The 14,893-nt window shown below is 68.6% G+C and carries 12 protein-coding genes; 5 read left to right on the forward strand and 7 right to left on the reverse strand.

What is annotated here, in order from left to right; genetic code table 11:
- Window positions 1-97: 97 nt before the first annotated feature.
- From I6N91_RS04295 to I6N91_RS04310, 4 genes are all read right to left on the reverse strand, one after another.
- The gene (locus I6N91_RS04295; protein WP_198810967.1) at window positions 98-1,039 is read right to left on the reverse strand and encodes an ABC transporter permease; all 942 of its coding nucleotides are present in this window, start codon (window positions 1,037-1,039) and stop codon (window positions 98-100) included.
- Window positions 1,036-2,040: an ABC transporter permease gene (locus tag I6N91_RS04300; protein WP_198810969.1), complete on the reverse strand. Its 1,005-nt coding sequence runs from the start codon at window positions 2,038-2,040 to the stop codon at window positions 1,036-1,038. The genes I6N91_RS04295 and I6N91_RS04300 overlap by 4 nt, the downstream gene beginning before the upstream one ends.
- 90 nt (window positions 2,041-2,130) lie before the next feature.
- Window positions 2,131-3,828: an ABC transporter substrate-binding protein gene (locus I6N91_RS04305; protein ID WP_198810971.1), complete on the reverse strand. Its 1,698-nt coding sequence runs from the start codon at window positions 3,826-3,828 to the stop codon at window positions 2,131-2,133.
- A gap of 231 nt (window positions 3,829-4,059) precedes the next feature.
- Window positions 4,060-5,244, reverse strand: coding sequence for a MarP family serine protease (locus I6N91_RS04310; RefSeq protein WP_198810978.1), 1,185 nt, complete (start codon window positions 5,242-5,244; stop codon window positions 4,060-4,062).
- 223 nt (window positions 5,245-5,467) lie between these two features.
- Here I6N91_RS04310 and I6N91_RS04315 point away from each other — a divergent pair, with 223 nt between their 5' ends.
- A complete protein-coding gene (locus I6N91_RS04315) occupies window positions 5,468-6,145 on the forward strand; it encodes a Crp/Fnr family transcriptional regulator (RefSeq protein ID WP_120167713.1) in 678 nt (225 codons plus the stop codon).
- Window positions 6,146-6,184: 39 nt separating this feature from the next.
- Here I6N91_RS04315 and I6N91_RS04320 read toward each other — a convergent pair whose 3' ends face one another.
- From I6N91_RS04320 to I6N91_RS04330, 3 genes are read right to left on the reverse strand one after another with little or no spacing between them, the layout of a single operon-like run.
- Window positions 6,185-7,099 (reverse strand): NUDIX hydrolase, encoded by a 915-nt coding sequence (locus I6N91_RS04320; protein WP_198810980.1) that lies wholly within the window; start codon window positions 7,097-7,099, stop codon window positions 6,185-6,187.
- A 4-nt stretch (window positions 7,100-7,103) separates the two neighbouring features.
- On the reverse strand, window positions 7,104-7,586 hold the full coding sequence (locus tag I6N91_RS04325) for a RidA family protein (protein ID WP_198810982.1): 483 nt from the start codon (window positions 7,584-7,586) through the stop codon (window positions 7,104-7,106).
- On the reverse strand, window positions 7,583-7,744 hold the full coding sequence (locus I6N91_RS04330; protein WP_120167707.1) for a DUF4177 domain-containing protein: 162 nt from the start codon (window positions 7,742-7,744) through the stop codon (window positions 7,583-7,585). Before I6N91_RS04330 ends, I6N91_RS04325 begins: the two co-directional genes overlap by 4 nt.
- A 37-nt stretch (window positions 7,745-7,781) precedes the next feature.
- Here I6N91_RS04330 and I6N91_RS04335 point away from each other — a divergent pair, with 37 nt between their 5' ends.
- The 4 genes from I6N91_RS04335 (at window position 7,782) to I6N91_RS04350 (ending at window position 14,853) form a co-directional block, all read left to right on the forward strand.
- A complete protein-coding gene (locus I6N91_RS04335; RefSeq protein ID WP_198810984.1) occupies window positions 7,782-10,112 on the forward strand; it encodes a transglycosylase domain-containing protein in 2,331 nt (776 codons plus the stop codon).
- The gene (locus tag I6N91_RS04340; RefSeq protein WP_374058914.1) at window positions 10,109-11,059 is read left to right on the forward strand and encodes a metallophosphoesterase; all 951 of its coding nucleotides are present in this window, start codon (window positions 10,109-10,111) and stop codon (window positions 11,057-11,059) included. The genes I6N91_RS04335 and I6N91_RS04340 overlap by 4 nt, the downstream gene beginning before the upstream one ends.
- A gap of 111 nt (window positions 11,060-11,170) precedes the next feature.
- The gene (locus I6N91_RS04345; protein WP_198810988.1) at window positions 11,171-12,982 is read left to right on the forward strand and encodes an ABC transporter ATP-binding protein; all 1,812 of its coding nucleotides are present in this window, start codon (window positions 11,171-11,173) and stop codon (window positions 12,980-12,982) included.
- Window positions 12,979-14,853 carry an ABC transporter ATP-binding protein gene (locus I6N91_RS04350; RefSeq protein ID WP_198810990.1) on the forward strand — a complete coding sequence of 625 codons (1,875 nt, stop codon included), beginning with the start codon at window positions 12,979-12,981 and terminating at the stop codon, window positions 14,851-14,853. Before I6N91_RS04345 ends, I6N91_RS04350 begins: the two co-directional genes overlap by 4 nt.
- The last annotated feature ends 40 nt before the right edge of the window (window positions 14,854-14,893 follow it).

The raw sequence follows: 14,893 nt of genomic DNA on the forward strand, positions 1-14,893 counted from the left end.
CCGACGCCCCGCCGCTGGGTCAGCAGCGGGGCGGATTCGACGAGGTGGATTTGACGAGGTGGATTTGACGAGGCGGCGGGAGCGGGCTCCCGCCGGGCTACTTCTGCCGCGTCTTGGGATCCAGCGCCTCCCGGAGGGACTCCCCCAGCAGGGTAAAGCCCAGGGCGGTGATAGCGATGCAGGCACCGGGCAGGAACGCCAGCTGCGGAGCGATACTCAGCTCCACCTGCGCATAGGTGAGCATCCGGCCCCACTCGGCGGCCTGCGGCAGCCCGCCGCCGAGGCCGAGGAAGGACAGCGCCGCGGCGTCGATCACCGCGGTGGCCAGGGTGAGCGTTGCCTGCACGATCACCGGCCCCATGCTGTTGGGCAGCAGGTGGCTCATGGTGATCGTGCCCCGGCTCAGCCCGAGGGTTTGCGCGGCCAGGATGTAGTCCGATCCGCGCTGCGAGAGCATCGAGGAACGGAGCAGCCTCGCGAAGATCGGGATCTGAGAGACGCCGATGGCGATCATGATCGCGTACGGGCTCTGGCCGAGAATGGCCGCGATGCTCACGGCGAGCAGCAGGTTCGGCACCGACAGCAGGATGTCCACGAAGCGCATGATGACACTGTCGACCCAGCCGCCGAAGCCGCCGGCAAGGACGCCGAGGAGCATACCGCCGGCGAGGCCCAGTGCGGTGGACACGACGCCGATCAGCAGGGAGGCCTGTGCGCCCCAGATGAGCTTGCTCAGCAGGTCTCCGCCGAAGCGGTCGAGCCCGAGCGGGTAGCCGCCGATCTCACCCGGCCCGGGGATGGTGGTGGGGGTGATTTCGGTGCGGCCGGGCAGTTCATTGCCACCGAAGGGGGCCAGGACCGGTGCGAGGATCGCCACGAGCAGGAACAGTCCGATGATGATTGCGCCGACGATGGCCTGCGGGTTGCGCCGCAGGCGCAGGAACGCGTCCTTCCAGAGGCCGGTTCCGCCCCCGGTATCGATTGCGGGGTCTGTGGGGGCTGCTGATCCGCCGGTGGCGGGGGGCAAGATTGCACTCACTGCACACGCACTCTCGGGTCGATGATGCTGTAGGAAATGTCAACGAGGAGGTTGATGATCGCGTAGAGGATGGCGATGAAGATGATGAACCCCTGGAGGACCGGGTAGTCGAGGCCGAAGATGGCATCGCGCAGGAACCGCCCGATGCCGTTGAACGCGAAGACCGTCTCGGTGAGCACGGCACCCGAGATGAGCAGGCCGAGCTGCAGGCCGATCGTCGTCACCACCGGGAGCATGGCGTTGCGCAGGATGAAGCGGCTGCGGATGGTGCGCTCCATCAGGCCCTTGGCCCGGGCGGTTCGCACGTAGTCGGCGTTCTGGGTCTCAAGCACCGAGGCCCGGGTGATGCGCACGATGATGGCCAGCGGGATGGTGCCCAGGGCCAGCCCGGGCAGGATCAGGTGAAGGAAGGCGTCCCAGGCGGCGTCCCACTCCCCCGTGAGGAGCCCGTCCAGGACGTAGAAGTCGGTGAAGTGGGTTGCGTTGATGCGCGGGTTCTGCCGGCCGTCGGGCGGCAGGAGGGACCACTGAATGGCAAAGAGGTATTTGAAGATGAACGCGAGGAAGAACACCGGAACTGTGATGCCGATCAGGCTCAGCACTACTGAGCTGTGGTCCACGAAGCGGCCGTAGTGGCGGGCCGCCGCGTATCCCAGCGGCACGCCGACGCCGATGGCGAAGATCAGGGCCACGATGGTGAGTTCGATGGTCGCCGGGAAGCGGGTTGCGAATTCCTCGAGGACCGGCCGTCCGGTGTTGATCGAGACGCCGAAGTCGCCCTGCAGCAGCTTGCCCATGTAGGTGAAGTACTGGGTCAGGAGGGGCCGGTCGAACCCGTACAGCTCGTTGACCCGGGCGACAGCCTCGGGGGTTGCCTTCTCGCCGAGCAGCGCGGTCGCCGGACCTCCCGGGAGGCTGCGCACCCAGAGGAAGAGCAGGACGGAAAGCCCAAACAACGTGGGGATGAGCAGGGCAATTCGCTTGCCTATGACGCGTAACACAGTGTCCTCTCGGGGTGAACCAGAATGTGCTCTCCAACACAGTGGAGCCGGACCTATCGTACGGGTCCGGCTCCACTGGACGTGCTGGTATTACTTGCTGAGCTCGATTTCGCTGAAGACCTCATCGTTGACCGGGCTGGCCGGGTAGGAGGTCACGCGCTCGTTGAACGCCAGCGAAGGTGCCGGGTGGGCCAGCGGGATGGCCGGGATGAATTCGGCGATCTGCTCGTTGATCTCCTCGTACGCCTTCGTCTGCTCGTCGCGGTCGGTCATGCCACGGGCCTCGTCCAGTGCGGCGAACAGCTCCGGGTTGTCGAAGCCGAACTCAGGCTTCTGCTGGCCGAAGAAGACGCCGATGAAGTTGTCGGTGTCGTTGTAGTCGCCGGTCCAGCCGAGCAGGTGCAGGCCGTGGTCCTCGGTGCCCTGGACCTGGTCGAGGTAGTCAGGGGACCAGGCGGCAGGCGCCGGGGTGACGGTGATTCCGACGTCGGCCAGCTGCGCCTGGAGGTTGGTGAAGACCTGCTCCGGGGTGGGCATGTACGGACGGGAGACGTTCGTCGGGTAGTTGAACTGGACCTCGAAGCCGTCCGGGTAGCCGGCCTCGGCGAGGAGCTCCTTCGCCTTCTCCGGATCGAAGTCATACGTGGTGACGTCCTCGTTGTACCCGTCGACGACGTCGGGAATGAACTGGGTTGCCACCTTGGTACCCTCGGGAAGGGTCTGGCTCACCAGCGCCTCCTTGTCGATGGCGTGGGCGATGGCTTCGCGGACCAGCGGGTCGGCGAGCTGCTCGACCTTGTGGTTGAAGCCCAGGTACAGGATGGTGAACGGGTCGCGGGCCACCACGTTGTATCCGCCGTCCTTCAGGGACTGGACGTCGGCGGGGGCGACAAGGTCGTACCCGTCGATGGTTCCGGCTTCGAGGGCCTGGCGGCGGGCCTGCGGGTCGTCGATGATGCGGAAGATCGTTTCGGTGATCTGACCCTTCTCGCCCCAGTAATCCTCGAAGCTCGACAGCTCAAGCTGCTGTCCGACGTCCCAGGACTCGAACTTGAAGGGACCGGTGCCCACCGGGTTGCCGAGGGCGTACTCGCTGAGCTTCGGTGATTCCTCGGAACCGCCGATCTCGTCGGCCTTGAACTCCTCGAGGGCGGTGGGGCTCTGCATGGCGAAGGCCGGCAGTGAGAGCGCCGGGACGAAGCCGGCGAACGGCTTGGCCAGGTTGACGGTGACCTCGTTGTCGCCGTTGGCCTCGCAGGATTCGTAGACGGCTTCGTCAGGCTGGTCCTTGAACCCGCGGAAGAGCGAGTTGTAGTAGTAGGACACGGTTTCGGCCTGCTGAAGGCCGGTCCAGTTGTACCAGCGCTCGAAGTTGAAGCAGACGGCCTCGGCGTTGAAGTCGGTCCCGTCGTGGAACTTCACACCCTCCTTCAGCTTGAACGTCGTCGCCAGTCCGTCCTCGGAGGTCTCCCAGGACTCGGCGAGCAGCGGCGCCGGGTCCGCGGTGCCCTTCTCCACGCCGACGAGGCCCTCGAAGATCTGGCGGCTGACGCGGAAGGACTCGCCGTCGCTGGCGAAGGCCGGGTCGAGGGACTTCGGGTCGGAGGACGCAGCGAAGACGAAGGTCGAATTGACGGCCTCGCCCGAACCCTCGGCGCCGGCCCCCTCCTCGCGCTCGCTCTGGACGCAGCCGGTCATGAGCAGCGCGCCGATGGATATTCCCGCAGTCAACGCAGCACGTTTCCTGGTGAGATGGAACCTGCGCACAGAAGTGTCGCGTGTAGACATTTTGAGCTCCTGTTGAACGAGTGTTTCTGGCCGGACAACCCTGTATCCGCCGGACCGGAACGCGCCTGTGCGCACTGGCCGTGTGACGAGCCTAACTTCTAAAGCGGCCGGTTTTCGTATTTCCCGTATCCATCCGGTCACGATTTGGTCTCGCGGGACCTCCGCGGGGCGCGCCGCGGAACCCGCCGGCGGGCCCGCGCGGTTGCCGCCGGAGCCGGCGGAGGGCAGGCCCTAGCGCGGGGTGCACTGCCCGGAGGGGACGGCGTCGGCGTAGCCCGGCGCGCGCTCGGCGATCGGCCGCAGCTCGGCCAGCGACAGCGCATACCCGACGGGCGCCTCGGCCGTTGACTTGGCGAAGACCACCCCGGCCACCCGGCCCTGCAGGTCGAGCAGCGGCCCGCCGGAATTACCCTGCTGCACGTTCGCGGCCAGGCTGTACACCTGGAGCAGCCGCGGGCTGGCACCGTAGATGTTCTGGACCATCACCGGGGACAGGTTCTGCACGCTGGCGGGCTGGATCCGATAGGGCCCGCCGGCCGGGTAGCCGGCGAAGGCCGCCGTCGTCCCGCGGGGCAGCTCATCCCCCAGCGGCAGCGCATTCCGGTCCAGGCCGTCGACGGCGAGCACGGCGATGTCCCGGGCTGGATCGAAGTGCACGACCCGCCCCGGCAGCGCCCCTCCGCCCAAGACCTCGACGACGGGTTCGCCCACCCCCGCTACGACGTGCGCGTTGGTGATGACCCGCCCGGGTGCCACAACGAACCCGGTGCCGGTCTGGTTCTGCCCGCATTTGAAGGCCGTGCCGGCGATCCGCACCACCGACGCAGCGGCTGCCGCGAGCTCGGGGGTGTCGACGGATTCGTCAGGGACTTCCGCGGCCAGCGGCGGCGCAACGGTGTCCAGGATGGTGGGGATGCCGTCGTCCACGGCGATGGTGCGCAGCTGCGCCAGCCAGGTCCGCACCGGCGCCGGGGTTGCGCTGTCGATGCCGCGGATGACCTGCGAGGCGGCCAGGTGCTGGGACAGGAAGGGGACGCCGAGGCTGCCCACGCTGAAGGCGAGCATCGACATCACCAGCGCCGCCACCACGGTGTTGACCGCCCCGCCGAGCAGCCGGTCGACGGTCCGCAGGGGCCGGACCTTCAGCCAGCGCCGGATCGAGGAGCCCAGGCCGGCGCCGAGGGCCTGGCCCACGACGACGAGAACGAGGGCTGTGGCGATGACGGCGGGAAGACGCCAGCCGTTGTCGGGGACCGCCGCGCTGACCAGCGGGATCGCGAAGAAGGCTGCCACGGCCCCGGCGATGAACCCGACGATGCCGCCAAGGGTCACGAAGAGGCCGTTGCGCAGCCCCACGGCGAGGTACCCGAGCAGCACAAGGCCCAGTACGACGTCGAGAATCGTGAAGTCGGGCATGTCCGTTCTCCCAGTGTGCTTCGTCCGGAAGCCGCGCACCTCCATCACTGAGTCCCGATTCTATCGGCCGGGAGCCGTCCCGCGGCAGCGCGCCGGTTGCGCGGACCGCTTAACGCGGGCGGAATGGCGTGTACCGGCTGTCCCATCATGCCCGGGTACGGCAAGATGGGACGGTAGAGGCCACGCGGGACAGCCGCACCACCCCAAGTCAACAGGAGAATTCATGGATATCGAGGTACTGCGCCGGGCGCCGCTCTTCGCTTCGCTGGGAGACGACGTCTTCGCCGCCCTCACTGATGAGTTGACCGAAGTTGACCTCTCGCGTGGATCGTCGGTATTCCGTGAGGGAGACCAGGGCGACCAGCTGTACTTCATCGTCTCCGGCAAGATCAAGCTCGGACGCACCGCCCAGGACGGCAGGGAGAACCTGCTGGCGATCCTCGGCCCGGGTGAACTCTTCGGCGAGATGGCCCTGTTCGACCCCAGCCCGCGCACTGCCACGGCGACGGCGGTGTCGGAGACCCGGCTGGCGGGGCTGAAGAACGAGAACCTGCGGGTGCTGCTCGAGACCCGCCCCGAGGTGTCGGCCCAGCTGCTCCAGGCGCTCGCCCGCCGGCTGCGCCGCACCAACGAGTCCCTCGCGGACCTCGTGTTTTCCGATGTCCCCGGCCGCGTCGCGAAGGCGCTGCTGGATCTGGCCGACCGTTTCGGCAGGCCCGCCACCGACGGCGTCCTGGTAGCCCACGAACTGACCCAGGAGGAACTGGCCCAACTGGTCGGCGCTTCACGTGAAACGGTCAACAAGGCTCTCGCCGAATTCGTCCAGCGCGGCTGGCTCCGCCTCGAGGCCCGCGCCGTCGTCATTCTCGACATCCAGCGTCTGCGCCAGCGCAGCCGCTGACCCGGCCCGGCCGGGCCCCGGGGTGGTCCGGCCGCGCTTCTATCGGCCGCGCTGGGCCGAGCCGCCCTCGGTCAGCACCGGGCAGGCGACCTCGAGCATCAGGTCGCCGTCGTGCTCTGCCAGGTGCGGGTAATAGAGCTTGATCTTCCGTTTGTGGGAAAGATAGGCGATACAGCCGCGCGATGAGCCGAGCTTTTCGAGGATCAGCTCCACCGCGGGCACCGTGATCTCGCTCAGGGTACGTCCCACGGTGTTGGGCTGGCCCACCTCGTCACCCAGGTCGGTGGTGTTCCGGCGCTCGATCTCCTGCGCCGCGCACTTCCACTCACCCCAGATGCCCTTGCTCTCTAGGAGCGTGGGCGACTGGTTCACGGGCTGGGCCACGGCGAAGTAGTGGGTGTCGAAGCGGCGGTGCGCGAAGTCGGGGGTCAGCCAGTGCGCCAGCGGCTTGATCAGGTCGGACCGGACGGCCAGTCCGCGCCGGCTAAGGACCTCCGCGAAGGATGAGTCCTGATGGGCGACGGACTCACGCGCCTTCATCCATTCCCGCCCGCGGGTGCTCTCCACCATGCTGGTGGGGTCGGGCCCGGCCAGCAGCACGCCGGTTTCCTCGAAGAGTTCGCGCACGGCGGCCAGCACGTGGCGGCGGGCCAGGTTGTGGTCGTCGGTCCCCAGTGCCTTCGCCCAGGCGGAGGGGCTGGGTCCGCACCAGTCGACCGGGTCGTCGTCGAACTCCTCGATCAGGCCGCCCGGAAACCCGACGATTCCCAGCGGCGATTCGCTGCGGCGGCAGGTGAGGTAGGTCTCCGCGCCCGTCGGGCTGTCGCGGACCAGGACGACCGAGGAGGCCGGGCGGGCCTTCAGGGGGGTGCGGGCACCATACTCCACCCAGCCCCGGGCGGCGCTGCGCTCCTCAGGATGGAGGGGGAACCTGCGGTTGCTTAGTCGGTCCACGGGACTAGACGAACTCCACGATCATTTCGACCTCGACCGGCGCATCAAGGGGCAGCACGGCGACGCCGACGGCGGAACGGGCATGGACTCCGGCATCTCCGAAGACCTCGCCCAGCAGGTTCGAGGCCCCGTTGATGACGCCCGGCTGGCCGGTGAAGGACGGGTCGGAGGCGACGAAGCCGACGACCTTGACGATCCTTGTCACCCGGTCCAGGTCGCCGATCCGCTCCTTGACCGCGGCCAGGGCGTTCACGGCGCAGGTGGCCGCGAGCGAGTGGGCGGTGTCGGCGTCAACGGCGGCCCCGACCTTGCCGGTGGCCGGGAGCTTCCCGTCAACGAAGGGGAGCTGCCCGGAGGTGTAGACGAAGGTGCCCGAGATGACAGCAGGCACGTAACTGGCGACCGGCGCGGCGACGGCCGGCAGGGTGATGCCCAGCTCGGCAAGGCGCGCCTCGACCGCGGAGGGGGCGGTTTCAGTGCCGGTCACGACTGGCCCTTTTCGCGCTTCAGGTAGGCCACGAGGCCGTTCCCGTCGGGTCCGGGAACCACCTGGACGAGCTCCCAGCCGTCCTCACCCCACTGATCAAGGATCTGCTTGGTGGCGTGGATGATCAGCGGAATCGTGGAGTACTCCCATTTGGTCATGCGTCAAAGCCTAGCGCGTGCTTGTAAACTGCAGTACATGGCTCCTCGGACCTCCCCTCTCTTTGACACGGCAACCACCCTTGGGAAAATCGTTGCATTCCTCGGAATCAGCGGACTCAGTGGTGTGCTCGCCGCCGGACTGCTCGTGCCCGTCGCCGCCGCGGCGGGCGCCGGGGCGTCGGCCTCCATCCAGTTCTTCGAGGAGCTCCCGGCGGAGCTTGAGCGCGACGCGCTCGCCCAGCCGACCAAGATCCTCGCGACCGACGGCTCGCTGATCGCGACCCTGTACGAGGAGAACCGGCAGCCGATTACGCTCGACCAGGTCTCCCCCAATATGACCAATGCCCTGCTGGCGATCGAGGACAACCGCTTCTACGAGCACGGCGGCGTCGACCTGCAGGGCATCCTCGGCGCGGTCGCCAACAACATCAGCAGCGACACCACCCGCGGCGCCTCAACCCTCACCCAGCAGTTCGTCACCAACGTGCTGATCGACACCGCCCGCCAGAACGGCGGGGAAGCGGTCTTCAGCGGCAGCAAGACGATCGGGGACAAGCTGCGCGAGGCGAAGCTCGCCATCGCCGTCGAGAAGGAACTCACCAAGGACGAGATCCTTGAGGGGTACCTCAACATCGTGCCGTTTACCGGTACCACCTACGGCGTGCAGGCGGCCTCCAAGTACTTCTTCAACGTCGACGCGAAAGACCTCAACATCGAGCAGAGCGCCCTGCTTGCCGGCGTCGTCAACGGCACCACCTACTACAGCCCCGAGCTGAACCCGGAGCGGTCGCTGGAGCGGCGCAACCTCGTGATCGGCGCCATGCTCAAGACCGGCAAGATCACGCAGGAGGAGCACGACGCCGCCGTCGCGAAGGACCTCAGCCTGAAGATCACCCCGACGCTCAACGGCTGCGCCGGCGCCGCGCAGGCAGCCTACTTCTGCGACTACGTCACCCACCTGATCCTCAACGATCCCGCCTACGGCGAAACCCCTGAGGACCGCAAGAAGGTCCTCTACCGCTCCGGGCTGACCATAAAGACCACGCTTGATCCGCGGGTGCAGAAAGCCGCGCAGACCGCCGTCAATGAGACGGCGAACCCCGAAACCACCGACGGGGCCGTGGGGCACTCCCTCGTGAGCGTCGACCCGAAGACCGGCAACATCATCTCGATGGCGCAGAACACGCGGTACCGGCCGGGCGAGGCGGCCGGCGATTCGGTCCTGAACTTCAACGTCGATCAGTACGCCGACGGGAATCCCGAGAAGAGCCTCGGCGGTATCGGCGGGTTCCAGCCGGGCTCGACCTACAAGCCCTTCACCGTTGCCGCATGGGTCGACGCTGGAAAGTCCCTGAACACGGTCCTGGACGGCAACAAGAAGCGCTACCCGGAGAACGACCGGTGGACGGCGAGCTGCCTCCAAGGCGGCGCCTACCGGGTGCAGAGCGAGGATGGCCTCAGCGGGTACTTCCCGCAGAACTACGGCGACACCAACTACGGTCCCGCCACCGTGCTCCGCGGTCTGGCCCAGTCGCTGAACACCATCACCATGGCCTCGGCCAAGCAGCTCGACCTCTGCCGCATCCAGGACATCGCCTACGACATGGGAGTCCACAACGGCAAGAGTAAGGACGGTGAACCCGGGCGCCTCACCGTCGCGCCCTCGGCGCTCATCGGCGGCGTCGAGGATGTCTCTCCCCTGTCGATGGTCACCGCCTTCGCCGGTTTCGGCGCCGAGGGCAGCGTCTGCGACCCCCGCGCCCTGACCGAGGTCACGGCCGCGGACGGCACCAGCTACCCGGTTCCGGCCTCCTCCTGCAAGCAGGTCATCCCGAAGGAGACCGCACGCGGGGTGAACTACGCGACGCAGGAGGTCATGAAGACCGGCTCCGGTTCACTGCTTGAGTACGGCGGTATCCCGATGGCCGGCAAGACCGGCACCAACGACCAGCGCTCGCAGACCTGGTTCATGGGCTACAACTCCGGCCTGGCCACGGCAAGCTGGATCGGCAACTGGAAGGAAGGGAACACCTCCCTCAGCGGCCTGCAGATCGGCGGCCGCGTGTACCCGGAGATCGACGGCTCCCTGATCGCCGCTCCCTCCTGGGCCCGCTTCATGCAGCAGATTCCGGGCCTGTACGTCGGTGAGCCGTTCCAGAACCCGCCGCCCAACATCATCAACGGCCGCCCGAGCGTACCGTTCTTCGGTAACGGACAGAACGGCAACGGCCAGAACGGCCCCGGTGGGCTTCCCGGCGTCCCCGGTGGCATACTCGGTGGACCGGCCGGACCGGGTGACGACAACGGCGGCAACAACGGCGGCGGCAACGGAAACGGCAACGACGACGGCGGCGAAGGGGACGACTGAACGTGGAGTCATCGAGGACGAACGGGGTAGGGACAGCGCTCGCATGGAGCACCGGGCTCACGGCACTCGCCGGGGCCGCGACCCTGGGCTACGCCTCGGTGATCGAAAGGACCCTCTTCTCGCTCCGTGAGGAGACGGTACGGATCCTCCCGCCCGGAGCCCGGCCCCTGCGGGTGCTCCAGCTCTCCGACATCCACATGGCGCCCCATCAGAAGTCAAAGCGCGACTGGCTGCAGGGCCTGGCCCGGCTCGAACCGGACCTGGTCGTCAACACCGGGGACAACCTCAGCCACCGCAAGGCCGTGGGCCCCCTGCTCGAGGCCCTCGGCCCGCTGCTCCGCTTTCCCGGCGTCTTCGTCCCCGGTTCGAACGACTACTACGAGCCGGTGATGAAGAACCCCCTCCGGTATTTCTCCGGCCCCTCCTCCGCCGGCACGCGCGAGCCCCGCGAACTGCCCTGGGCCCGGATGTTCAGCGCCTTCGGCACCGCCGGCTGGATCGACCTCACCAACCGGAGCCAGTCCATCGGCATGCGCGGCCTCCGCCTCGACTTCACCGGCGTCGACGATCCGCACCTCGACCGCGACAGGTACGCCGGCTACCCCGCCGGGAGCAGCACCTCCGCCGAGGCCCCGCACGTGCGCATCGCCGTCACCCACGCCCCCTACCAGCGGGTGCTCGACTACTTCACCGACGGCGGCGCCGAGCTGATCCTCGCCGGCCACACCCACGGGGGCCAGGTCTGCGTTCCCGGCTACGGGGCGCTGGTGACGAACTGCGACCTTCCGACCTGGCGTGCCCGCGGGCTCACCGAGTGGGAGCACCGCGGGCACCGGGTGCCGCTGAACGTCTCGGCGGGCATTGGCACCTCCCGGTTCGCCCCGGTGCGCCTGGCCTGCCGGCCCGAGGCCGTCCTGCTCACCCTGACCGCCCGGGATGCCGCGTAGGAGAAGTTTTCCGCCGCTGTTCGTTCAACGGGGAGCCAGGCCCGCCGGCCTCCGGGGGCCGCCCCGGCCCGCGCGGGATCCAGGACCGACATCGAGCACCGAAGAGGTGGAATGAAACCGGCACCCACGCTGCGCGAGTCGATGAAGCGCCTGTACCCGCACGTGCGTCCCATCGCCCCGCGGCTGCTGCTGGGCCTGCTGTGCGCCCTGGCCGCAAGCGTCATGGCGCTGTCGATTCCGCAGGTGCTCCGCGTCCTCGTCAACGACTCGCTCACGCGCGGCGGCTCCGCCTCGGGGGTCTGGCTGGCCGCTGGGCTGGTGCTCCTCCTCGGCGTCCTTGAAGCGGCGCTGATCGCCCTGCGGCGGCAGTTCGTCATCGGCCCGGCCACCTCCGTGGAGACCGACATGCGGACCTCCTTCTACCGGCACCTCCAGGAACTCCCGGTGGAGTTCCACGACCGCTGGGGAAGCGGCCAGCTGCTCTCCCGCGCCATGTCGGACCTGAACCTGATGCGCCGCTGGATGGCGTTCGGCCTCATCATGCTGGTGGTGACCTCACTGACCGTGGGGATCGGCGTCGTGGTGATGTTCCTGACCAACTGGATCCTCGCCCTGATCTTCCTCGCCGCCGCGGTGCCGATCATGATCTATGGGTTCCGCTTCCGCACCTCCTACAGCCGGGTCTCGCGAAGGAGCCAGGACCAGGCCGGCGACCTTGCCACCGCCGTCGAGGAATCGGTTCACGGCATCCGCGTGCTCAAGGCCTTCGGGCGCAGCGGCGAGGCACTCGATGCGTTCAATGAGCAGGCGGAGCAGCTGCGCCGCACCGAGATCGTCAAGGCGAAATCGCTCGCCAACTTCTCCCTCGTGGTCACCCTGCTCCCGGAGCTGGCGTTGGGAGCCTCCCTCGTCGTCGGCGTGCTGCTGGCCTCCACGGGGCAGGTGAGCATCGGGGCGCTCGTCGCGTTCTTCGCCACCGCCGCCGTCGTCGCCGGCCCGGTGGAATTCATCGGACCGCTGCTGGCCATGACCTTCACCGCCAAGACCGCCATCGACCGCCACTACGAGGTCATGGAGACCCGGAACCCCATCACGTCCCCCGCCGCACCGGCGCGGCCGGCCGAGCCGCGCGGGGAGCTGGCCTTCGAGGACGTCCACTTCCGCTACCCGGACACCCAGGACGCTGCCGGGGACATCCTCAACGGCGTGGACCTGCGGCTGCGGGCCGGAGAAACCCTGGCCCTGGTGGGCGTGACCGGCAGCGGCAAGACCACCCTGGTGCAGCTCGTGCCGCGCCTCTACGACGTGACCGGAGGGCGCATCACCCTCGACGGCACCGACCTGCGGGACTTCGCGCTGGCCGACCTGCGCACCCTGGTGGCGGTCGCCTTCGAGGACACGACCCTCTTTTCAAGCTCGGTGCGCGACAACGTCCTGATGGGCGCCCGGACCGAAAGCGACGCCGAGGCGGAGGCACTGCTGGCCGAGGCGCTCGAGGTGGCCCAGGCGCACTTCGTCTACTCCCTCCCGCTCGGGGTCGACACCCTCATCGGCGAGGAGGGACTGAGTCTGTCCGGCGGCCAGCGCCAGCGCCTGGCCCTGGCCCGGGCCATCGCCGCCCAGCCACGCGTGCTGGTGCTCGACGATCCCCTCTCCGCCCTCGACGTGCGCACCGAGGAACTCGTTGAGGAGCGGCTCCGGGAGGTGCTGCGCGGCACGACGACGCTCGTGGTCGCCCACCGGCCCTCGACCGTCGCCCTGGCCGACCGGGTGGCGCTGCTTCAGGACGGGCGGATCACCGACGTCGGCACGCACATCGAACTGCTCGCCCGCAACGACCACTACCGCTATGTCATTGCGAGCCTGACGGAGGAACCGGTGGATCTCGACAGCGGGTACGACGACGAAGAGGCACTGGCATGACAAAGGCTGCACAGCGGCCGCGACGGCGGCCGGGGCGGAAGTCCGGCCCGGAAGCGACGGCGGGGGCCGCCCCCGCCGGCGTCAGCAACGAGGACGAGGTCCTGCTGGACCGGGCGCAGAACCGGACAGTGCGGGCACGCTCCTTCCGCCTGCTCGGGGCACTGATCCGGCCCAACCGGCGGCAGTTCGTCCTCACCATCGCCCTGGTCGTCATCTCACAGGCGGCCCGGGTGGCCGGGCCGGCGATCATCGCCTTCGGCATCGATCGGGCCCTGCCGGCCCTGATCGCCGGGAATCCGGTGCAGCTGGTGGCGGCCGGCGGCGCATATCTCCTCGCCGCCGTCCTGGGTGCCGTGCTCACCGCCGGGTACGTGCGGGCGACGGCGCGGCTGAGCCAGGCGATGCTGCTTGACCTGCGCCTGTGGGTGTTCCGGCACACCCAGCGGCTGAGCCTCGAGTTCCACGAGAAGTACACCTCGGGCCGGATCATTTCCCGGCAGACCTCGGACCTCGAGGCGCTGCGCGAACTCCTCGATTCGGGCATCAGCTCCCTGGCCTCCGGCGCGATGTTCATGCTCTTCACCGCCGTGACCATCTTCGCCCTCGACTGGCGGACCGGCCTGCTGATCCTCGCGGCGGGGGTTCCCATGTTCCTGCTGGCCCGCTGGTACCAGAAGCACTCGCAGATCGCCTTCCGGTCCTCCCGGGTGGTCTCCGCGAAACTCATCGTCCACTTCATCGAGACGATGACCGGGATCCGCGCCGTGAAGGCGTTCCGCCGGGAACCGGCCAACGCCACCCGGTACGACGAACTGGCCGAGGACTACCGCCAGGCCACCATCCGCTCGATCAACCTCAACGGCGTCTTCCAGCCGGGGCTGGTGCTCATCGGCAACCTCACCGTGGCCGTCGTGCTCGCGGCCGGCGGCTTCCGGGTCCTCGAGGGCTCGCTTGAGGTGGGCGCGCTGCTGGCCCTGCTGCTCTACAGCAAGCGGTTCTTCCAGCCGGTGGACCAGATGGCCCTCTTCTACAACTCCTTCCAGTCCGCCTCGGCGGCGCTGGAGAAGGTCTCGGGGCTGCTCGAGGAGGTTCCGACGGTCCGCCCGCCCCGGAACCCGGTGGCCCTGCCGCAGGCCCGGGGCGCCGTCGAATTCCGGGACGTCGAGTTCCGCTACGCCGACGGCCCGCAGGTCATCCCGCCCCTGAACCTGGCCATCCCGGCCGGCCAGACCGTGGCCCTGGTCGGGCAGACCGGCGCCGGAAAGTCCACGCTCGCCAAGCTGATCGCCCGCTTCTACGACGTGTCCGCCGGGAGCATCACCCTCGACGGGGTGGACCTGCGCGAGGTGGACGCGAAGGACCTGCGGCGCTCGGTGGTCATGGTGACCCAGGAGGCCTTCCTGTTCAGCGGCTCCGTCGCCGAGAATATCGCCCTCGGCCGGCCCGATGCGTCCCGGGAGGAGATCGAGGCGGCCGCGCGGGCCGTCGGCGCCGACACGTTCGTCCGCGAACTGCCCGAGGGCTACGACACCGACGTCAACAAGCGCGGGGGCCGGGTGTCCTCGGGGCAGCGGCAGCTGATCAGCTTCGCCCGGGCCTTCCTGGCCGACCCCGCCGTGCTGATCCTCGACGAGGCGACCTCGTCCCTTGACATTCCCAGCGAGCGGCTCGTGCAGGAGGGCCTGCAGCGGCTGCTGGGACAGCGCACGGCCCTGATCATCGCCCACCGGCTCTCCACCGTGGCGATCGCCGACCGGGTGCTGGTGGTGCACGACGGCGAGGTGGTTGAGGACGGAAAGCCGGCGGACCTGATCGGTGGAACCGGCCGGTTCGCGGCCCTGCACGCGGCCTGGAAGGACTCGCTGGTGTAGGACCGCCGGCCGCGACGGGCCGGGGTTTCGCCTCCCGGGC

It is taken from the genome of Arthrobacter sp. MSA 4-2 (genome assembly GCF_016405885.1).
Taxonomy (GTDB): domain Bacteria; phylum Actinomycetota; class Actinomycetes; order Actinomycetales; family Micrococcaceae; genus Arthrobacter_D.

What these genes read in the sequence shown, in the direction of transcription:
- I6N91_RS04335 (WP_198810984.1), top strand. Translation starts at nt 7,782, where the DNA reads ATGGCTCCTCGGACCTCCCCTCTCTTTGACACGGCAACCACCCTTGGG.
- I6N91_RS04345 (WP_198810988.1), top strand. Translation starts at nt 11,171, where the DNA reads ATGAAACCGGCACCCACGCTGCGCGAGTCGATGAAGCGCCTGTACCCG.
- I6N91_RS04310 (WP_198810978.1), bottom strand. Translation starts at nt 5,244, where the DNA reads ATGCCCGACTTCACGATTCTCGACGTCGTACTGGGCCTTGTGCTGCTC.
- I6N91_RS04350 (WP_198810990.1), top strand. Translation starts at nt 12,979, where the DNA reads ATGACAAAGGCTGCACAGCGGCCGCGACGGCGGCCGGGGCGGAAGTCC.
- I6N91_RS04315 (WP_120167713.1), top strand. Translation starts at nt 5,468, where the DNA reads ATGGATATCGAGGTACTGCGCCGGGCGCCGCTCTTCGCTTCGCTGGGA.
- I6N91_RS04305 (WP_198810971.1), bottom strand. Translation starts at nt 3,828, where the DNA reads ATGTCTACACGCGACACTTCTGTGCGCAGGTTCCATCTCACCAGGAAA.
- I6N91_RS04330 (WP_120167707.1), bottom strand. Translation starts at nt 7,744, where the DNA reads ATGACCAAATGGGAGTACTCCACGATTCCGCTGATCATCCACGCCACC.